Annotated in this window: 17 protein-coding genes, 1 tRNA gene and 1 riboswitch; of the genes, 12 read left to right on the top strand and 6 right to left on the bottom strand. The window is 40.1% G+C overall.

Translation table 11 applies throughout. The features are described from left to right. Window positions 1–132: 132 nt before the first annotated feature. Complete coding sequence (nadA, locus tag AC559H_RS10825; RefSeq protein WP_026788816.1) at window positions 133–1,128, bottom strand: quinolinate synthase NadA; 996 nt, start codon at window positions 1,126–1,128, stop codon at window positions 133–135. Window positions 1,129–1,254: 126 nt separating this feature from the next. On the opposite strand from nadA, the gene AC559H_RS10820 reads away from it, so the two are divergent. From AC559H_RS10820 to AC559H_RS10810, 3 genes are all read left to right on the top strand, one after another. Further along, window positions 1,255–2,178 (top strand): TIGR04168 family protein, encoded by a 924-nt coding sequence (locus AC559H_RS10820; RefSeq protein WP_026794568.1) that lies wholly within the window; start codon window positions 1,255–1,257, stop codon window positions 2,176–2,178. A 25-nt stretch (window positions 2,179–2,203) separates the two neighbouring features. After that, window positions 2,204–2,288: transfer RNA gene (locus tag AC559H_RS10815), tRNA-Ser, on the top strand. Between the two features lie 46 nt (window positions 2,289–2,334). Further along, the gene (locus AC559H_RS10810) at window positions 2,335–3,435 is read left to right on the top strand and encodes a DNA-methyltransferase (RefSeq protein ID WP_036833732.1); all 1,101 of its coding nucleotides are present in this window, start codon (window positions 2,335–2,337) and stop codon (window positions 3,433–3,435) included. Window positions 3,436–4,311: 876 nt separating this feature from the next. Here AC559H_RS10810 and AC559H_RS10805 read toward each other — a convergent pair. After that, window positions 4,312–4,938 (bottom strand): ribonuclease D, encoded by a 627-nt coding sequence (locus AC559H_RS10805; protein ID WP_026788818.1) that lies wholly within the window; start codon window positions 4,936–4,938, stop codon window positions 4,312–4,314. 115 nt (window positions 4,939–5,053) lie between these two features. Then, window positions 5,054–5,569, bottom strand: a complete 516-nt coding sequence (locus AC559H_RS10800; protein WP_026794566.1) for a CAP domain-containing protein — start codon at window positions 5,567–5,569, stop codon at window positions 5,054–5,056. Window positions 5,570–6,091: 522 nt separating this feature from the next. Here AC559H_RS10800 and AC559H_RS10795 point away from each other — a divergent pair. Next, window positions 6,092–6,847, top strand: coding sequence for a uracil-DNA glycosylase family protein (locus AC559H_RS10795; protein WP_051319873.1), 756 nt, complete (start codon window positions 6,092–6,094; stop codon window positions 6,845–6,847). Between the two features lie 53 nt (window positions 6,848–6,900). On the opposite strand, the gene trpB is transcribed toward AC559H_RS10795, so the two are convergent. Beyond that, window positions 6,901–8,151 (bottom strand): tryptophan synthase subunit beta, encoded by a 1,251-nt coding sequence (trpB, locus tag AC559H_RS10790; protein WP_026794565.1) that lies wholly within the window; start codon window positions 8,149–8,151, stop codon window positions 6,901–6,903. 471 nt (window positions 8,152–8,622) lie between these two features. On the opposite strand from trpB, the gene cphA reads away from it, so the two are divergent. The 3 genes from cphA to AC559H_RS10775 all read left to right on the top strand — a co-directional run bounded on the left by cphA (window position 8,623) and on the right by AC559H_RS10775 (window position 13,794). Then, window positions 8,623–11,220 carry a cyanophycin synthetase gene (cphA, locus tag AC559H_RS10785; RefSeq protein ID WP_026794564.1) on the top strand — a complete coding sequence of 866 codons (2,598 nt, stop codon included), beginning with the start codon at window positions 8,623–8,625 and terminating at the stop codon, window positions 11,218–11,220. A 551-nt stretch (window positions 11,221–11,771) separates the two neighbouring features. Continuing rightward, window positions 11,772–12,074: a hypothetical protein gene (locus AC559H_RS10780; protein ID WP_026788822.1), complete on the top strand. Its 303-nt coding sequence runs from the start codon at window positions 11,772–11,774 to the stop codon at window positions 12,072–12,074. A 229-nt stretch (window positions 12,075–12,303) separates the two neighbouring features. Then, a complete protein-coding gene (locus AC559H_RS10775) occupies window positions 12,304–13,794 on the top strand; it encodes an ATP-binding protein (protein ID WP_026794563.1) in 1,491 nt (496 codons plus the stop codon). A gap of 18 nt (window positions 13,795–13,812) precedes the next feature. Here AC559H_RS10775 and ftsW read toward each other — a convergent pair whose 3' ends face one another. After that, window positions 13,813–15,015: a putative lipid II flippase FtsW gene (gene ftsW / locus AC559H_RS10770; protein WP_026794562.1), complete on the bottom strand. Its 1,203-nt coding sequence runs from the start codon at window positions 15,013–15,015 to the stop codon at window positions 13,813–13,815. A 133-nt stretch (window positions 15,016–15,148) separates the two neighbouring features. Next, window positions 15,149–16,315, bottom strand: coding sequence for an RNA-guided endonuclease InsQ/TnpB family protein (locus tag AC559H_RS10765; RefSeq protein WP_233422939.1), 1,167 nt, complete (start codon window positions 16,313–16,315; stop codon window positions 15,149–15,151). A gap of 237 nt (window positions 16,316–16,552) precedes the next feature. Then, window positions 16,553–16,693, top strand: a riboswitch (guanidine-I (ykkC/yxkD leader). Window positions 16,694–16,774: 81 nt separating this feature from the next. Between AC559H_RS10765 and speB the strand changes: the two genes are divergently transcribed. From speB to AC559H_RS10740, 5 genes are all read left to right on the top strand, one after another. Beyond that, a complete protein-coding gene (gene speB, locus AC559H_RS10760) occupies window positions 16,775–17,968 on the top strand; it encodes an agmatinase (RefSeq protein WP_026794561.1) in 1,194 nt (397 codons plus the stop codon). A gap of 72 nt (window positions 17,969–18,040) precedes the next feature. Continuing rightward, window positions 18,041–18,457: a hydrogenase maturation nickel metallochaperone HypA gene (hypA, locus tag AC559H_RS10755; RefSeq protein WP_026794560.1), complete on the top strand. Its 417-nt coding sequence runs from the start codon at window positions 18,041–18,043 to the stop codon at window positions 18,455–18,457. 49 nt (window positions 18,458–18,506) lie between these two features. Further along, entirely contained in the window at window positions 18,507–19,220 is a 714-nt protein-coding gene (gene hypB / locus AC559H_RS10750) for a hydrogenase nickel incorporation protein HypB (protein WP_036832815.1), read from the top strand. Window positions 19,221–19,258: 38 nt separating this feature from the next. Then, window positions 19,259–20,296 (top strand): ABC transporter substrate-binding protein, encoded by a 1,038-nt coding sequence (locus AC559H_RS10745; protein ID WP_026794558.1) that lies wholly within the window; start codon window positions 19,259–19,261, stop codon window positions 20,294–20,296. A 4-nt stretch (window positions 20,297–20,300) separates the two neighbouring features. Beyond that, complete coding sequence (locus tag AC559H_RS10740; protein ID WP_026788828.1) at window positions 20,301–21,110, top strand: ABC transporter permease; 810 nt, start codon at window positions 20,301–20,303, stop codon at window positions 21,108–21,110. Window positions 21,111–21,280: the final 170 nt, after the last annotated feature.

Below are 21,280 nucleotides of genomic sequence, written 5' to 3'. Positions count from 1 at the left end.
ATCATAAGTGATTCCTGAAAAAAAATGTAGGAGTTCACTCTCTAAACTAGACCTCAAATCGGGTTTAGAGAACAAACTCCTACCATAGAATATTACAATTTTGACAAAAATTGTAATTTTGCTGACTCCTTCCTATCCTTTGGAAACATTAATATTTTGACTCATTTCTAACATTCTTTGAATCGGACGTAAAGCCGCGATTCTGATTTCTTCGGAAAGGATAATTTCGGGAGAACAATTTTTCATCGCTAAATAAAGTTTTTCTAAGGTATTTAACCTCATGTGCGGGCATTCATTACAAGCACAATTACTCATGGGCGGGGCAGGAATAAAAGATTTTCCCTGGGTTTCTTTCTCCATTTGATGAATAATTCCCGGCTCCGTTGCCACAATAAAACTTAACTTAGGACTACTTTTGACATAGTTTAATAATGCCGTAGTCGAACCAATATAATCCGCCTGGTCTAAAACCGGAAGTTCACATTCAGGATGGGCAATAATTTCCGCTTCAGGATGTTCAATTTTTAGCTGCACTAACTTCTTCTGGGAAAAGTTTTCATGCACCATACAAGCCCCTTCCCATAATACCATTTCCCGCCCCGTTTCTGCCATCACATATCGGCCCAAATTGCGATCGGGCGCAAAAATAATCGGCTGATTTTCGGGAATTTGCCGGACAAGCTCCACCGCATTAGAACTGGTGCAAATAATATCACTCATCGCCTTAATTTCGGCGGTACAATTAATATAAGACACCACAATATGATCGGGATATTGGGCTTTAAATTGAGCAAAAGCATCGGGGGGACAACTTTCGGCCAAGGAACACCCCGCATCCAAATCCGGTAACAACACCAACTTATCAGGATTCAAAATTTTAGCTGTTTCTGCCATAAAGTGAACCCCAGCAAAAACAATCACATCGGCATCGGTCTGGGCCGCTTGTCGCGCTAGTCCCAGGGAATCTCCAATATAATCAGCAATATCTTGAATATCAGGATCTTGATAGTAATGCGCCAAAATAACCGCGTTCAATTTTTGCTTAAGCTCTTGAATAGCTGCAAACAAATCTTCGGGTAAATCGGTAACAGTCGAACGGTTTGTCGCGGAAAGGGTGGATGTAAACATAGGAACAACCTTATCGGAACTCTCAATATTGTTCAGGGTAGTTTAATTATAGTTGAATTCACCAAAAACGGGTATTCACGATCGCCCCCAAAATTGCTTATTCTTAGGTTAGGAACCTTTGAAACCATGACCATTGTGAATACCAAACCCCTGAAAATTGCTGTTGTTGGAGATATTCATGATCAATGGGAACAGGCCGACGCCCTAGCATTGAAGTCTTTAGAGGTCGATTTAGTTCTATTTGTCGGGGATTTTGGCAATGAAGCGGTAGACGTCGTGAAAACCATCGCCGCCGTAGATACCCCCAAAGCCGTCGTTTTCGGCAACCATGACGCCTGGTACACCGCCACCGAATGGGGGCGTCAAAAATGTCCCTATAATCGCAAAATAGAAGATCGCGTCCAAGAGCAACTGGAAATCATCGGGGAAGATCATGTTGGCTACGGAAAACGGGATTTTCCCGATTTACAATTAACCGTAGTCGGAGGGCGTCCCTTTAGTTGGGGGGGGCCAGAATGGAAATATCACGATTTTTACACGGAGCGATTTGGTGTGGATGGTTTTGCAGCATCCGCCCAACGCATGATTCAGGCGGTGGAAACGGCAACTTATGATCGGATTCTATTTTTAAGTCACAACGGCCCCACGGGTTTAGGAGAGGCAGCAGAGGCCCCCTGCGGGAAAGATTGGAACCCAATCGGTGGGGATTATGGTGATCCAGATTTGGCTGAAGCGATCGCCCACGCCCGCACCCTGGGTAAAACCATTCCCTTAGTCGCTTTTGGCCATATGCACCATCACCTGCGTCATACTAAAAGCCGTGAGCGTCAACGGTTAGTAACCAGTCCAGAAGGGACGGTGTATCTGAATTCAGCCTGCGTTAATCGGATTAGAACAACCCCCCAAGGGAAGCAACGGAATTTTTCGCTAGTCAGTTTAGACCAAAACCAAGTATCGGAAGTGTCCTTAGTCTGGGTGGGTAAGGACTTCCAGGTCGTTGAAACAGAATTATTATCTCGGCGCTTGGCACAATCCTCATCCATGCTATAATTATTTAGCTCAACGATGAGCAACTGGAGAGGTGGCAGAGTGGTCGAATGCGCCTGACTTGAAATCAGGTGAGCCGCAAGGTTCCGGGGGTTCGAATCCCCCCCTCTCCGTTATTTTAGGGATAATTAAATCATCTCAATTGAAAGGTGAATTATAATGGAACATCACCAGGATAAAAAACATATCCCACTAGATAAAATTTTTCCAGGGAATTGCATTGAACTGCTAAAAAACTTACCAGATGAATGTGTTGACTTAGTTGTATCCTCACCACCATACAATTTAGGTAAGGAATATGAAGCCAGAAAAGCTCTGGAAATTTACCTAGAAGAACAGACAATTGTACTGCAAGAATGTAGTCGTGTTCTGAAAAAATCTGGTTCACTTTTCTGGCAAATCGGTGCTTTTTCCGACCGAGGAATGTTAATACCCCTAGACGTTCGTTTTTTTCCCATTTTAGAATCTTGCGGCTTAATTCCTCGGAATAGAATTATCTGGGCGAGACAGCATGGACTTCACGCTCAAAAAAAATTTTCTTGTCGCCATGAAACGATCCTTTGGTTTACAAAATCCGACAGTTATACATTTAATTTAGATGCCATCAGAGTCCCGCAAAAGTATCAAAACAAAAAGCATTTCCGAGGCGATCGCAAGGGTCAACTTTCCTGCAACCCAGACGGAAAAAACCCCGGCGATATTTGGATGTTTCGGAATGTCAAACATAATCACGAAGAACAAACAATACATCCTTGTCAATTTCCAGAAGACTTGATTGCTAGAATTGTATTAGTGACAACTTTAAAAGGTGAGATTGTACTTGATCCCTATATGGGATCGGGTACGGTGGCAGTTGTAGCAACAGATCACGAACGTCATTTTTTAGGGGCAGAAACCGATGATAAATATTATCAAATTGCCCAACGGCGGTTAAGTGGAAAACCAGATGATCGCGGTTATTTTCCCAATTTAAAAACTCTACGAAATTATGTAGAAAAAACCGGGGAGTCAATTGATAAATTTCGTTTTGATGTGCAAGTAGGTGAAAGGGCAACCGAACGCAGTCAGGCGAAAATATACCCGGAAGAATATCATTTACAAGAGTTGGAAGATCGTTTACTTTATGAAGAATCGGCTTTTGCTGCTGATATTCGTGGCAAAGATAGACCTGTAGATCGTAAACTAAATGGAAAAGGTAACAAGACAAATAATTCACCTCAACAAATAGCAGAGTATATCCAACCGGAATTATGGAGCTAATCTGTTATATTTTAGAGAATCCAAAGCCCACATTGACTGTTAGGAAATCGCCCAGCAATTATTTGACATTGCCGTTCTTCCTGCGTTAATATTGTCCTTGATGTTTTATCTTTGTAAATAGTCCATTTAGCAGGTACGGTTTCATTTTTCAACTCAAATAAGCCAACAACTTATAGGATAATTTAAAGGATATCAGAATTTATTTAATAATTCTTCAATTTGATTAAATAATATTCCATCATGAAATGTTTGCTACATATTCCTCCTGTAGAGACGTTGCATACAAAGTCTCTACAGGAGGGGTGGAGGGATAATCTGTAGCATCTATAATTGGATTTCATATTTAGGTTGGGGAAATTTTTTTTTGAGAATATCCTGATCAGAACCAATCGCCCAGGAATAAGTAAGAGTAGATGCACCCTGATGGTTTTCCTTCAACTTAGGTTGGGAGAATTTTTTTTGAGAATATCCCGATCAGAAATAATCCTAAAAGAATAAACAAAAATAGATGCACTCTGATGGTTTTCCTTCAACTTAGGTTGGGGGAATTTTTTTTAAGAATATCCCGATCAGAAATAATCTTAAAAGAATAAACAAAAATAGATGCACTCTGATGGTTTTCCTTCAACTTAGGTTGGGGGAATTTTTTTTTGAGAATATCCCGATCAGAAATAATCCTAAAAGAATAAACAAAAGTAGATGCACCCTGATGGTTTCCTTCAACTTAGGTTGGGGGAATTTTTTTTAAGAATATCCCGATCGGAAATAATTCTAAACGAATAAGCAAGAGTAGATGCACCCTGATGGTTTTCCTTCAACTTAGGTTGGGGGAATTTTTTTTTTCAGAATATCCCGATCAGAATTATGCGTTAAAATTTAATGATGCTCAAAAATACCATTAAATTGTAACAAATCCAAGGTCACAAGCACAGGTAAACAGGAAAAACATTGTTGTGCGAGTTCTAAACGGTCTTCTCGCGCTAACATAGAAACCAGCTTTTTCTGTACATTCAATAAATAGCGAACATCATTGGCGGCATAGTTTAATTGATTTTCCGATAAGTTACTCGCATTTCCCCAGTCGGAACTTTGGGAAGTTTTATCTAGTTCGACTTTTTCCAATTCCTGAACTAACTCTTTCAGTCCATGTTTTCCGGTATAAGTTCTAACTAATTTACTAGCAATTTTAGTACAAAAAATCGGATTAACTTCAATCCCTAAATAATAACGAATTGTAGCAATATCAAAACGAGCAAAATGGAATACCTTCAGAATATTAGGAGCTTCTAGGAGTTGTTTTAAATTAGGAGCTTCTTTTTGACCCTTGGCAATTCTAATGGCGGTCACTTGACCATTGGGGTCGCAAATTTGAATTAAGCAAAGGCGATCGCGCCAAGGGAGTAACCCCATTGTTTCCGTATCTACCGCTAAAGCATCTGCGGTCAGATATTCAGATAATAATGCTTCGGAAATATCCCCATCACAAACTTGAAAGTTAGACATATTATTTTAAAACATTTTTAATTAATTTTACCCTATTGAGGATTAGGCAGATTAACACAGATTAAAATCCGTGAAATCCGTGAAATCCTCTTAAATCCGTGATCCCCATTCCTAACTATCTTTTCCTAACAAAAATCTGAGTAAAATAATACTCTCCCTTGGCATTTTTAACAATACCCACTCCAGTTAAGTCAAAATTTCCCACCATATTTCGTTGATGACCCGGACTTTCTATCCATCCTTGAACTGCTTCTTTTCCTGGGTTAGAATAACCAGAATTAAAAGCCACATTCTCGGCAATTTCTCGCCATGGAGCAAACTTACTAATGTTTTGAAACCGAGCTTCTGCACCCCCATGACCAAAAGCAACTTTCCCATTAGCCATTGCATAGCTATGAATTCGGGACTGTTCACTAATATTAGGGTCAAGTTTTAACGGAAGTAAATTCTTGGATTTGCGATATTCATTGACCTGCTGATAAACCGATAATTCTAACTGTTCAATGTTAGAAGAATTTGAAGCTAAAATAGGTTTTGCCTCCGGTAAGGATGGGGAAATTAAGTTAGTTTTCGATAAAAATGTACATCCTCCCAATAATAAGACTATTCCCATTAAAGGTAACTTAAACATAGTTTATTCTGGCTATATTGTTGACGCGGTATTGTTGCGAGAGGTCTGGGAAATTGCGATCGCTTTTTTTGGCATACATCACAAATTTTGATTTTTGTCAAGACCCTTATTTGTGGCTTCCGGTTTCGTTGCTAAAATTTGTTTCTGATCAAGCTAAAATTTCGTCAGAAAACCCTAATATTTTAGGAAAGAATAAGAGCTTTAGCTTAATTTTTTGCCTTTAGATAAAGTAACCCCTTGAGAGATACTTCTCTAAGTGTACCAGAACCCCCATAATCTCGTCAACTATGAATTTCGGGAGTTTTATACAGAAGTTTTCCGTATATAGCAGTCGCCAGACCTATTAGGACAAAGAGTGATGCAGCAAAGCTAGACGGTGAAGTCTTTTCCTCCGGTGTTCCCTGTTCCCTGTTCCCCGCTATAATGTGTAGTTAGACCTCAGTTTTAATTTCCTCCTCTGACCACAAGGTATTGAATTTGCTAGTATAAATTTTGCAAATAGGTTTTATATCCGATAAAGAAATGACCGAAAAAACTCTCCTAGATGAAATTGTTAATTGCTCCCATGCACAACAATGCTTAGGGGATTCTGCTGCTGAAAACCCTTGTCGTGCAATTGTTGAGTATCAAAATACCCTCAGCTTAAAAAAATTCCAAGTTCCTGAACCGTGGAGTGGGCAAATAGAGGAAGCACCCATTCTATTTCTCAGTTCCAATCCATCAATTGGTGGTGATGAGGTGTATCCTACTTGGGATTGGTCATCGAAAGAAGTCCATGATTATTTTAATCATCGTTTTGGAGGCGGACATAAAACCTGGATTCGGGATGGGACAAAATCGTTGCGAACAGATGGAACTTATAGTCGCGTTACTCAATTTTGGGCAGCAGTGAGGAAACGTGCGATTGAACTTCTTCAACGAGATGTTATCCCAGGATTCGATTATGCGCTGACAGAAATTGTGCATTGCAAATCCCATCACGAATTTGGTGTGGAACAAGCGCAAGAGCAATGTGTACAAACCTATCTAATGAGGATTTTAGAACTAGCAAAAGCAAGGGTGATAGTCGTCTTAGGAGCACGTGCAAGACAATTTATTCAAAGGGAATTTAAAATTCCCCCAGAAAAATTGCTATCTGAATTGATTGAAATAGGGCGGAATCAAAGATTGTTTACATTTCTTCCCCATCCAAATGCGCGAGCTAATCGTTCTTTTGCTAAGTGTTTACAAAACGATGAACTTGAAAGGCTACGTTCTGCTTTGCGACATAACCAATAAAGTTCTAGTATCACCCATCCTTCCTACAAACGATTTTGCTGTTAGTGCTGAATTTAACTGTTAGGATGATTCAGGAATTTTTGTACCGTTTGAACATCTTTATCCCCCCGTCCTGAACAATTTAAAATAATCCGAGGACTACCTTTTAATTGAGGACAAAGGGTTTCTAAATAGGCGATCGCATGGGCCGTTTCCAAGGCTGGAATAATCCCCTCCAAACGGGATAACCGTTGAAACGCATCCAAGGCTTGCTGGTCAGTCACACTATAATATTCCGCCCGACCCAAATCCTTTAAATAACTATGTTCTGGCCCCACCCCCGGATAATCTAAACCCGCACTAATCGAATGGGCTTCCATAATTTGGCCATCATCATCCTGTAAAAGATAACTCATCGCCCCGTGTAACACTCCCACCCGGCCATGGGTAAGGGTAGCAGCGTGTTTTCCCGTTTCCACCCCCGACCCGGCGGCTTCGACTCCAATGAGGCGAAGGTCAGTTTCCTGAATAAACTCATTAAACAGCCCCATGGCGTTAGAACCACCTCCGACACAGGCTAATAAAATATCAGGTAAACCACCCCATTTTTCTAAACATTGGGCGCGGGTTTCTACCCCAATCACATTATGGAAATCCCGAACAATCATGGGATAGGGATGAGGGCCAGCAACGGAACCGAGAATATAATGGGTTGTTTCAACATTAGTTACCCAGTCGCGGATGGCTTCAGAGGTGGCATCTTTTAAGGTTCCCGTACCCGCTTCCACCGGGCGAACTTCCGCCCCTAATAGTCGCATTCTAAAAACATTTAGGGCTTGACGTTCCATGTCATGAATACCCATATAAATCACACAGTCTAAGCCATAGCGGGCGCAAACCGTCGCCGTGGCTACCCCATGTTGACCCGCCCCGGTTTCGGCAATAATGCGCTGTTTGCCCATTTTTTTGGCTAATAGGGCTTGGGCGAGGGCGTTATTAATTTTATGGGCGCCAGTGTGGTTGAGGTCTTCCCGTTTCAGATAAATTTGTGGGCCCGTGCCGTCGGGTCTGGCATAATATTGGGTGAGGCGTTCGGCAAAATATAGGGGGCTAGGTCGTCCCACATAGTCTTTCAGCAGGCTTTGTAGTTCGGCTTGGAATTCAGTATCTTGACGATAATGATTATAGGCTGTTTCCAGTTCAGCTAAGGCGGGCATTAGGGTTTCTGGGACATATTTGCCCCCAAATTGTCCGAAGCGTCCGAGCAGGTCTGGGCGTTGTGTGGCGGGGCGTTGGGGGTTGGGAGGTAAGGGAGTGGTAGTCACGGCGATTGGGAAATAATTACTGAAGAACAATTTTATAATTATAGATCGACCCACCCTGTTTTTTCGATATAGAAATTGACATCCTCCCCGGCGTAAACGGGCAGGGATTCCATCTATAATTTAGCAGGTCAAAAAATAATTATAACCTCAGCACGGATTGCTATAAATTTCTATTAATCTTTAAAGGATATCTAAAAAATTACTTCGAGATGCTTGATCAGTTGCTAGTCATGTTCTCAAAACGAAAGCTGATCTTAGGGTTTAAATCATTATTAATTAGTCAATCCTTGCTCCAGGGAATTGTGGGGTTGATTGTAAAGTCTTAACAGAATCTAATATTTTCCTTAAATTTTGGAAAATTTGTCCAACTTCAGGCATTTTAGTGTTTATATATTCCTAAATTGTGAGATAATTAATTTCGATATTGAATTGCTGAAATGGCTGTATCCATGAGTTTAGGAGGGAATACCAATGAAAATTATAAAAACTCAAACCTTATCAGGGCCTAATTATTGGAGTATTGATGTTCACAATCTGATTATTATTCACCTCGATTTAGAAAAGGATAATCGCTACACCAATGAAATTCCAGATTTCTGCGATGGACTTTGTGAAATTTTACCCAATTTAACTCAACCAAAATATCAAGATTTCCTGACAAATCTAAAGACCGGAATCTTGATGAGTGATGTAGTTCTACAAGTTGCCTTAGAATTGCAAAGATTAGTCGGAATGCCCGTAGACTTTGGCTGTACTCGTCCGAGTTCCCAACCCGGAGTCTATCGAGTGATCTTTGAATATAAAATAGCCAAAGCTGGACGCTATGTATCCAGGTCGGCACTGCGGTTATGCCATCGTTTAATTGATCATGGATTTTATCGGGAAACCGAACTACGGCAGGATTTAGAAGACTTACAAGAAATTTTCTCAGAGGCTCAACTTGGCCCGACAACGGAGGCAATTGTTGAAGAAGCTGAAGCTCGTGGAATTCCCTGGAAAGAATTACCCGCCCGCCATGTAATTCAATTGGGTTATGGCAAAAAACAACGACGAATTCAAGCTTCCCAAACCGACGGCACCAGTATTTTAGGAATTGAATTTGCTGGAGATAAAGAAGGCACAAAAACCCTTTTGGATGTAGCCCGTTTACCCGTTCCCAAAGGAACCGTTATTGATAGTTTAGATGATTTAGAAAAAGCTATTGATGATATTGGTGGATTTCCGATTGTTTTAAAACCCCTAGACGGGAATCATGGTCGAGGTATTACCCTAGATATTCAAACCTGGAGCGAGGCGGAAAACGCCTACGAAATGGCTAAAAGTGAATCAAAAATTGGCACTATAATTGTTGAAAGGTACTATCAAGGAAATGATTATCGGGTGTTAGTTGTGGATGGAAAAGTTGTGGCGGTAGCTCAACGGGTTCCGGCCCATGTTATTGGAGATGGTCGCTCAAATTTAGTAGAATTAGTCGAAGAAACAAACCTTGATCCCCGTCGAGGTAGTGGTCACGAAAATATGTTAACTCGGATTGAAATTGATCGCAATAGTATTGATATTTTAAAACAACAAGGCTATCGGTTAGAAAGTATTCCCAAAAAAGGAGATATTTGTTATCTAAAGGCAACTGCTAATTTAAGTACGGGTGGCATTGCCATTGATAAAACCGATGAAATTCACCCGGAAAATATTTGGATTGCCGAACGCGCCGCCCAAATTATTGGCTTAGATATTGCCGGAATTGATATTACCGCCCCCGATATTAGTCGCCCCCTGCGAGAAGTGGACGGGGTGATTGTGGAAGTGAATGCCGCCCCTGGGTTACGGATGCACATTCACCCCAATGAAGGCAAACCCCGAAACGTTGCAGTTCCGATTGTGAATATGCTGTATCCCCCTGGAACTTCCAGCCAGATTCCGATTACCGCTATTACCGGAACTAACGGTAAAACTACTACCACCCGTTTAATTGCCCATATCCTTAAAGAAACTAAAAAAGTTGTAGGCTTTACTACCACTGACGGTACTTATATCGGAGATTTTTTAGCAGAAGCCGGAGATAATACCGGGCCTCAAAGTGCCGCCTTAATTTTAAATGATCCCACCGTGGAACTAGCCGTATTAGAAGCCGCCCGGGGGGGGATTCTCCGGTCTGGGTTGGGGTTTAATCGCTGTGATGTCGGAGTGGTGTTGAATGTTTCCGAAGACCATCTGGGGTTACAGGATATTAACACCGTGGAGGAGATGGCAGAGGTGAAAAGCGTTGTGGCAAAAGCGGCTAGTGAATATGCGGTGTTAAATGCCGATGATCCTTTAGTTGTAGCCATGGCATCACAGGTAAAAGCAAAAGTGGCTTATTTTTCACTAAATGCTGATAACCCAATTATTAGTGAGCACGTTGCTCAGGGAGGAGTTGCCGCGATTTATGAATCGGGTTATTTATCCTTTTTAAAAGCAGATCAAATGATTCGGGTGGAACAGATGGCGAATGTTCCCCTCACCTTACGGGGGTTAGCTCCCTTTATGATTGCTAATGCTCTGGCCGCTAGTTTAGCGGCCTATGTCCAGGGAGTCACCATTGAGGAGATTAGTCAGGCTTTGCGGACATTCCAGATGTCGGTGGAACAAACCCCCGGACGGATGAATTTAATTCCCTACCAGTCTTTCCATGTTTTACTCGATTATGCCCATAACCGTGCTAGTTTTCAAGCAATTCTGGAGTTTGTTCGCAATTGGCCCGATGGGAAACGAATTGGGGTGGTCTGTGCACCCGGAGACCGTCGCCCGGAGGATTTTATCGAATTAGGACGATTATCAGCCCAAATGTTCGAGCGGATTATTATTAAGGAAGATGAGGATAACCGAGGATCTCAACGGGGAGAAGTCGCTAAATATATTGAAATTGGGGTTAAACAGGAAAATCCTGATTTTGATTATGAGATTATTCTCGAAGAAGTGCAAGCTATTCAAACTGCTCTGGGTGAAGCAACTCCGGGTAGTTTGGTGGTGATTTTCCCCGAAGGTGTGAAGAAAGTTTTAGCTCTGCTTCAGTCACATAATTGCCCTTAATTCGTTGTTGGGCTTTAGCCCGCCTAAATTCTTGGGCTTTAGCAGCAACAACAAATTAAGATTAAAGACAATTTCTGATAAAATGTTATAAAACTTAAAATTATTCACCAAAAAACGAGCGAGAAGCCCCTGGCTTTAGACATGGGGAGGAAAGTGGCTGCGGTTTCAACCGCCTTCAATATTTCCTGATCTAACTGATTGAAAAGTTGAGTTAGAATAGATCGTAAGTAAAACAACCATCTGCGTGTTGAAACACTCTAGTATCGGAGAAATCCCGGCACAGTGAGCCACCACACTCCTTGAGGAGTAGTAAGCCTGTATAACTGACAAGTAATGGCAGAGTGTGAAGCGTACCTATCTGGCGTTGTGATGGTCTATGAAAACAAACACAATTTAAAAGTAAGCGCAATTGCAATATCTTTTATAAGGGTAGTTGTTTTGAGCGTGTAGAGGTGATTTGATAGCGCCTTTGAGAGTTTTCGGATTCATTCAAGAATCCCCGTGGCTTCAGCCCTGGGGAGTATCAAAACTCAAATTAGCGGGAGAGTCAGATGGCATTATTTGGTTTGTTTGGCAGAAAAGGGGATTCTAAACCCCAGGAAGAAACGGGAAGTGGTTTTTATCTCGACGGTAATGCAGCCCAAGGTCTGGGGGATATGGACAGATTCAAGGATTTACCTCCAGTCAAGAAGACTTTCCCCGTTGAAGTTGAGGCTCCTAAATCTACAACGCCAAAAGCACAGGTATCTTTTAATCCTGTGGCTGAGGAATCTTCTAGCAAAACTGAACGCCGTCGAGCCGATAGCAGCATGGATATGTACCGAAATCTGGCTAAGGAAATCAAAAAACCGTAACCTCTAGCCAAAAATAATTTAACGATTCATCGGGTTGAGAATTGTAGTAGAGACGTTAAAAACTCGTCTAGTAGCTACTGTTCTTAACCCTATTTTAATTTTATGGGAGAGAAATACCCCCTATAGCAGTGTAATAATAGATACAAATAATAGATCAATAAGTTTAGACAATTGAGATATAGGGAATCAGGATTAGTCTTTGTTGATTAATTCAAGGACGTAACCAATTATGAGCAAGTGGGGGATACCGATGATTAAGCTTGATGATTATTTTAATCTCGATGAAATTCATGCTGTTCAAAATATTAGTGCAGCGATCATTAATCTCAGTGGTCGTCAACGAATGTTATCCCAACGAATTGCTTTATTTTGTTTGAGGTTAGTTAATCATAAAAGTTTGGCAGAACGAGAGCAGATTATCAGGATTTTACAAGATAATCTCCTCAGTTTTGAGGAATCTCATCAAATGTTAATTTTGGGTCAGTTTAATCACGGTTTAAAATCTACTCTATCCTCAGACATTCATAAAATATATTATTTACCTCCCTATCATCTGGATCAACAGGTTCGCGATTATATAGCTGCGGTTAAATCCTTGTTAAATACACCGGATCATAATTTAGGACTGGATAATTTGGATCTAAACTTGATTTTAAGCTCGGCTTCAGATCAATTATTAGATGCTTTAGATGCCGTTGTTAGTCAATATCAGCTTGAAAGTGAGGAAGAACAATTAGAAGTAGAAAAACAGCAAATTTCATTGTATAAAAAAAGCTGTGAAACCACTGCGATCACCTATGCTCAAGCCCAACAACTATCTCATACCTTAAAACAACTCAAAGAAACCCAAGCCCAAATGTTCCATCAGGAAAAAATGGCTTCTTTGGGTCAACTGATTGCCAGTTTAGCCCATGAAATCAATAATCCTGTTAACTGTATTTACGGAAATATTAATTGTATTGATAACTATATTCAAGATTTGATTTATCTCCTGCGACTCTATCAAAAACAATGTCCTCAACCCATTCCAGAGATTACAAGCTATATGCAAGGGGTGAGTTTGGATTTTGTGATTGAGGATTTACCGGAAGTTTTTAAGTCAGTAAAAATATCTGCGGATCAGATTTTTGAAATTTCCCGATCGCTGAGAAATTTTTCACGAAAAGATGAATTGACGGTGCAACCTAGTAATTTACATGAAGGCTTAGAAAGTACATTATTAATTTTAAAAAATCGGTTGAAGGCAAAATCTAATCGCCCGGAAATTATGATTCAAAAAGACTATGGAAATTTACCTTTAGTTGAATGTTATGGCGGCAAAATCAATCAGGTGTTTATGAATGTTTTAGGTAATGCTATTGATGCTTTGGAAGAATCAACAGAAAAATGGGAAAAGGGTCAGGAAACCCCCATAATTCATATTAAAACAGAGGTAATTCAAACTAATACCGTTCGGGTACGAATCACCGATAATGGGTTAGGAATGGATGCGGATGTAAAAATGCGACTGTTTGAAAAGTTTTTTACAACAAAAGTAATCGGAAAAGGTACGGGACTTGGACTCGTTATTAGTCGCGAAATTGTTGAAGATTATCACGAAGGGATGCTATCCTTTGAATCTGAATTTGGACAAGGAACCGAATTTATGATTACTATTCCGATTCAATATCATTCCTCTGTATCCCTCAATCCTTGCTTAGATTCTATGACCTGTTCTTAACTGAAATGGAATAATTGTTTAACGGATTGGCGATCGCCCAATTCCGCGACGTGGGTTTGGGGTTGACCGATGATCAGCTAAAGAAATTACCTGGGCTTGATTTTCTTCTCTAGCTACCCGAATTAATAACCCAGCTAAAGCTAAACTAGCAATCATGGAACTTCCCCCATAACTAAATAGGGGTAAAGGTAAACCTGTAGTTGGTAAAACCCCCGTGGCTACCCCAATATTTAATAAAGATTGTCCCACCATCACTACCATCACTCCCACCGCTACTAATTGATGTTCAATTTGTTGTGCTTTCATCGCCACTCTTAGGGCTAGGGTTGCATAAATTGTTAACAATAATAACAATAATATCCCCCCAATAAAGCCAAATTCTTCCGCATAAACCGAGAAAATAAAATCACTATATTGAATCGGTAAATAATATAATTTTTGGTGAGATAATCCTAATCCCGTTCCCCAAAACCCTCCAGAACCTACCGCTAAAAGACTTTGAACTAACTGATATCCGTCTCCCATTGCATCAGACCAAGGATTTAAAAAAGATAAAATTCGTCGTCTTTGATATTCTTTAATAGTAACACTTAAAATAGCTAAAAGTACCCCGCCTAAAGCTGTTCCTCCTAAATAAGAAAAAGGCAGTCCCGCCGCTAAAGCAACTAACCAAAGAGTCATTCCACAAAGGGCGGTTGTACTGAGGTTTGGTTGGGTAAGAATAGATAATAAAACTATCCCAAAAATTCCTAACCAAATTAACCGAATTTGCCAATTTAAACGATACCAATTACCAAAAAAACGAGCACTTTGTAAGACCAAAAAAGGCTTCATTAACTCCGAAGGTTGAATCGGAATCGGCCCAATAGAAATCCAACGAGTAGCTCCATTAATAGTAGTTCCTAATCCGGGAACTAAAGTCAGAAATAATAATCCCAGAACAATTAAAACCCCCCATTGGGCAATTTTTAACCAAAATCTCAGGGAAGATTGAACAATAAAACTAAATCCGACTAATCCTACGGCTGTCCAAATTAATTGACGTTTAAAATAATATAATCCATCTCCTTGTTCAGCATAGGCGATGGGATAGGAAGCAGAAAACATCACAATTAAGCCTATAAATAACCAGAGAAAGGTTATCCAGTGTAACCATCTTGCTTCCGTTGACCAATGGGTCAAAAAAGAGGTAGAAAAAGGGAAAATTTGTCTTAAGTTCATCAGCAAGAAAATTAATGAGTTAGGCTTAGGGTTATTGACATCCGCCCCGCCGTAAAACGGACGGGGATTCCATCTATTTAAGCAGATCAACCCTTCGACCGTTCGACTGGCTCACGGCTCAGGAGACAACTGCTTAAATGCTGGAAGGGTTGACGCTTCGCCGAGATGCGCTTTCTTTGCAGAAAGTCTTACCTTCTCTCCACGTCCGTTTAGAGTCTCCGTGCATCCCTCCGGCGACTAAAATATTAATTGCAGCGTTAATATCTCGATCATGAGAAATGCCACAGTTTAAACAAATCCACTCTCTAACATTTAGCTCTTTTTTGCCACCTTTAAAACCACAACAAGAGCAAGTTTGAGAAGTAGGAGTCCATCTATCAATTACTCGAAAATCACGTCCATACATGACTGACTTAGCCTCTAGCATAGTTCTGAAATACTGCCAGCCTAAATCAGAAATAGCGCGAGACAACTTTCGATTCTTAATCATTCCTGAAACATTCAAGTCTTCTAAGACTATTGTTTGATTCTCACGAATAATCTTAGTTGACAACTTATGTAAAAAATCATTTCGGGTATCAGAAATTTTAGCGTGAAGTTTAGCTAGTTTCTTTCTAGTAACTTCCCTTCTTTTGCTACCCTTCTGTTTTCTTGACAAATTTTGCTGTAATCTCCTTAAACGCTTTAATTGTTTCTTTAAAGGTTTAGGAGATTTAATTTTTTCACCATTACTTAGTGTAGCAAAATCAGTGATTCCTAAATCAATTCCAACACTTCGTCCGTTTTTAGGTAATTGTTGAGGATTAAACTCAACTACAAAACTAACAAAGTATCGATCAGCACTGTCTTTAATTAAGGTAACACCCGAAGGCGTTGCGGGTAACTCTCTACTCCAGATTACTTTAATCTCACCAATTTTGGCTAAGTAAATGTAATCAGAATTGGGATAGAGTTTAAAACCATTGTCGGTGAACTTAGCAGACTGTTTAGACTTACGTTTCTTGAACTTGGGAGGTTTAACTTTCTTGCCCTTTCTTTGCCCTTTACAGGATTTAAAAAAGCCTGTACTGAGCGGAGTCGAAGTATTTGAATAAGCCTGCTCTAAATCTCTCAAAGACTGCTGCAAGGGAACAGAGGAAACTTCTGTTAACCATTCTTTTTCCTCGGTTTTCTTGAGTTCTGTAAGTCTTTTAGAGAGTTCACTGCTAGAAGGTTTTTTATTACCTGCACGGTATTGCTCTTGGCAATAGGCTAAGGCATCGTTAAAAACTACACGACAACAACCGAACAATTGGGACATTAGCCTCTTTTGTTGGTCAGTTGGGTAGATTCTATACCGATACCTTAACTTCATTCTTTGCGCTTAAAATCTTCTTCTTCACTATACACTACAATTGAATAAAAAGCCGTCGTGGAACGACGGGGTTTTAAACCCATTTTTCTGATAACTCTTAAAAACAGGAAATGAGACTTCTGTAACTTTTGATACTGTCTTTCGATTCAGAACTTGTTAATTTCAGGACAAGTTTTAACTCAAATTAATTGCTTCTAGGGTTCCGGTTTGCTGCAAATTGCTGAAAACGACAGGTCCGAGAGAAGCAAGCTATCCTGGATTCAGATTTTAGGAATCCGTTCTTCAAAGAGGGTAGCTACACGGCGGGAAAAAAGCCCGGGAGAAGTTTGTGAGTGGACGTACCTCGCAACGGCTCTCGGCTTTTTGCATGGTACGGATTGATCTGCATCTAACAGGAGTTATTCCATGAGTGAGCAATCTGTTTTTCAACCTCCCGATGAAAATTTCAATGAATTTTCAACTGAAGCTCAACGCGCATTAGAACGGGAAAATCGCTTACCTTTAACAGGTTGGCAACAGGAAGTAGATCGCGGTTTAGAATACGGTTTAGAAGCCGCAGAAAGTATCAAAGATCGCCGAATTCCGACGTTTTCCAGAGGAGAATTACCCCATTATGCGGGGATTAATACGTTTCTAAAAGCTCCTTATTTAGAAGATGTTCGTTTAGTCGGAAATTATGATGTTGCGATTATTGGAGTTCCCCATGATTCGGGTACAACCTATCGCCCCGGAACTCGTTTTGGCCCCCAAGGAATTCGCCGAATTTCTGCTCTTTATACCCCCTACAATTTTGAATTAGGGGTTGATTTACGCGAACAAATTACGGTTTGTGATGTCGGGGATATTTTTACGATTCCCGCTAATAATGAAAAATCCTTTGATCAGATTTCTAAAGGCATTGCTCATGTTTTTAGTTCCGGTGCATTTCCGATTATTTTAGGCGGAGATCATTCCATTGGTTTCCCCACTGTTCGGGGTATTTGTCGGCATTTAGGCGATAAAAAAGTTGGGATTATTCATTTTGATCGTCACGTTGATACCCAGGAAACCGACTTAGATGAACGGATGCACACTTGTCCCTGGTTTCATGCCACAAATATGAAGAATGCCCCAGCTAAAAATTTAGTTCAATTGGGCATTGGTGGTTGGCAAGTTCCCCGTGAAGGCGTTAAGGTTTGTCGAGAACGAGCAACTAATATTCTTACGGTAACTGATATTATGGAAATGGGGTTAGATGCGGCGGCAAACTTTGCTTTAGAACGGGCATTAGATGGCACGGATTGTGTGTATATTAGTTTCGATATTGACTGTATTGATGCGGGTTTTGTCCCTGGGACAGGATGGCCGGAACCTGGGGGTTTATTACCTCGTGAAGTCTTACATTTACTCAAAAAAATTGTTCAAAATGCTCCCGTTTGTGGCTTAGAAGTTGTTGAAGTTTCTCCGCCTTATGATATCAGCGATATTACGTCTTTAATGGCAACTCGCGTCATTTGCGATACCCTCGCTCATTTAGTGGTTTCAGGTCAATTACCCCGCAAACAAAAATCCTCCTATATTTACCCCGAATCTCAACCCGAACTCGTTCAATGGTCATAAATTAGGTGTCGGGTGTCGGGTTTCTCATGATTTCCCCATCTTTTGCTATCTGCTCTCTCCTGTTTCCTAATTATGCACGAAACTGACATGACAAAGGCGTTAATTCTAACGGTAAAAAACTGGTGGAATTCACAGCCTGAACCTTATAAAATTGATAAAATTCATTTGATTGTGGGTAAATTTACCTGTGTTGAACCTGTTAGTTTGCAGTTTGCTTTTGAAGTGCAAACCCGCAATACTTTTTTAGAAGGGGTAATCCTAGAAATTCAAGAAACTCCATTAATTGCCTATTGTCATACTTGTCAAACGGAATATTCCCCAGAAATCGGTTTACATTATGCTTGTCCGACCTGTCAGTCACCGATGGAAGATATTTGTTCAGGACGAGAATTAAAAATTGATCGCATTGAATATTCTATAGCAGGGAACAGGGAACAGGGAACAGGGAACAGGGAGGAAAAGAGTTTACCTTCTGGTTTGTGCCCTTAGTCTCTGTCCTAACTGCCAGCACAACTTTAATTAACAATAGGAGAACAAAATGCACCAAACCTTTGATGCCAGTTTAGGAATTAATTTACTCCATGCGAATCAACATTTAGCCGATGATAACCGTTCCCATTTTGATCAATGGGGAATCACCTGTTTAAATATTATGAGTAGTCCAGGGGCGGGAAAAACGGTATTATTAGAAAAAACCCTAGAAGCTTTAAATTTAGAGTTAAAATTGGCGGTCATAGAAGGAGATATGACCACAGAATTAGATGCAGAACGATTGCGTCAATATAACGTTCCCGTGATTGCAATTAATACCGGGCGTTCCTGTCATTTAGATGCTAAAATGGTCTGGGGTGGAATTCATAAATTAGAACAAGATTATGATCCTCAAAGTTTTGATTTAGTCTTTGTGGAAAATGTGGGAAATTTAGTTTGTCCGGCCGAATTTGAAGTTGGAGAACACGCTAAAATTGCGTTATTAAGTATCACAGAAGGAGAAGATAAACCCCTGAAATATCCCATTATGTTTCAGGAAGCCGATTGTTTATTAATCACAAAAATGGACTTAGCCCCCTATTTAGAGATTGACGTTGAACGCATCGCTGCTAATGTTCGACAAATGAATCCTCACGTTAAAATTATTCCGGTTTCTGCGAAAACGGGAGAAGGGTTAGAAACTTGGTTTGCATGGGTAAGAACACAAGTCAAAGCCAAGCAAACCCTAACCCCAGAAGCCTTAAATCTTCAGTCCATTTAATCCTAAAAATTTACAATTAAATAATGAGGTTTAAATCAATGAAACGCCGAAAAATTATATCGTTATTAGGCTTATTTGTAGCCAGTTTAATGTTGATTGTCAGTTGTAATCAAGCCCAAAATTCTACCCAAAATAATAACGCTTCAACTCCGACAACACCCCCCCTAATTATAGGATATAGTAATTGGTCTGGATGGTGGCCTTGGGCGATCGCAGAATCTGAAGGATTATTTAAAGCCAATGGCTTGAACGTTGAATTAAAATGGTTTGATGGCTATTTAGAATCCTTACAAGCAATGGCGGCGGGACAATTAGATGGGAATTGTCAAACCTTAAATGATACGATTGCCTTTGTAGGTGATTCTAAAAATGGTCAAGTGGCGGTTTTAATTAATGATAACTCTGCCGGGAATGATAAGATTATTGTAGCAGAAAATATTAATACAATTCAAGATTTAAAAGCTAAAAAAGTCGCCGTTGAAGAAGGTTTAGTGGATGATTTCTTATTGGCGTTAGCTTTAGAAAAAGAGGGAATGTCTCGTCAAGATGTCGAAATTGTTAACTTAGAAACGGGGGCTGCATCTGCCGCCTTCGTAGCGGGACAAGTTGATGCAGTGGGGGCATTTCCTCCCTTTTGGTTAACAGCATTACAACGAAAAGGCAGTAAAGAGTTAATCAGTTCTAAAGAATTTCCGGGGGCTATTCCCGATTTATTAGTGGTGAGTCAAAAATTGATTCAAGACCGTCCTGAACAGGTGCAAGGATTAGTTAAAACTTGGTTTGATATTCGAGAATTTATGGCAAAAAATCCTGAAAAAGCCAATGAAATTATGGCAAAACGGGCGGGAGTTTCTGGTGAGGAGTTCAAAATGTTTAATGAGGGGACTAAATTTTTTACCATTCAAGACAATTTAGAAGCCTTTAATTCTGGAAATTCCATGAAATATTTACCCTTTGCCGCCAAAAAAATGAGTGACTTTATGTTACAAGTGGGACTCCTCAAAACCAAACCCAATTTAGAACCCATTTTAGATGCTCAATTTGTTAAAAAATATGCAGAAACTCTCAAACAATAATTCAATGGAACCCAAACCTCGCCAAGCTTTAAAACCCACTGTTTTTTGGCGTATTGCTGAAAACATTCCTCCCGCTCTCAATTGGGTATTAGTCACCCTTTCCATTGTTATTCCTTTCTGTTTATGGTGGGTCTTAGCGTTAATTCTTAATTCTCGCTTTCTTCCCACTCCTCCCCAAGTTTTACAAGCGGGTTTTGGACTCTGGGAAAAAGGGTATTTAGTACAGGATACCGTAGCCAGTATTACACGGGTAACGTTGGGATTTTTCTTGGGGGCAATGTTAGCAATTCCGTTAGGAATTTCGATGGGATCTTTTGCCAGTATTCGGGCATTAACTGAACCCTTAATTGGGATTTTACGCTATATGCCCGCCCCGGCATTTATTCCCCTTTTAGTCTTATATCTTGGTATTAATGAAGCTCCGAAAATCATGTTAATTTTTATCGGAACATTGTTTTTCAATACCTTGATGGTTATGGATGCGGTGAAATTCGTTCCCAAGGATTTAATTGAAACCACCTATACTTTAGGAGGAAATCGTCAACAGGTGTTAACGCAAGTGATTATTCCTGCCATTATTCCTAATATTATTGATGCCTTACGAATTAATATGGCAGCAGGTTGGAATTTAGTCGTTGTAGCCGAATTAATTGCCGCCGAAGTGGGGTTAGGCAAACGCATTGTTATTGCTCAAAAATTCCTGAGAACCGATGAAATTTTTGCCTGTTTAATCATTCTAGGTTTAATTGGGTTTGCCATTGATTTATCTTTTCGACTCCTATTAAAAACAACCTGCAAATGGGCTGTTGATTAATCAACTGTATTCTAACCGTAGGATGGGCTTTGCCCATTATCTAAAATAATGTATCCTACTTAACAGTTAATGAATTAACTGTTAGTTACAATTAACTCTCAGTTAGAAAGAATTGCCATAGAATTTATAAAAATTTAATTGATACTAACGATAGTATAATTCAGTTTGGA

It is taken from the genome of Planktothrix prolifica NIVA-CYA 540, assembly GCF_963864145.1.
In the GTDB taxonomy this organism is placed as follows: Bacteria; Cyanobacteriota; Cyanobacteriia; order Cyanobacteriales; family Microcoleaceae; genus Planktothrix; species Planktothrix agardhii.
Note: the sequence above shows the minus strand (reverse complement) of the source record. Positions and strands in the feature narration are given on the sequence as shown.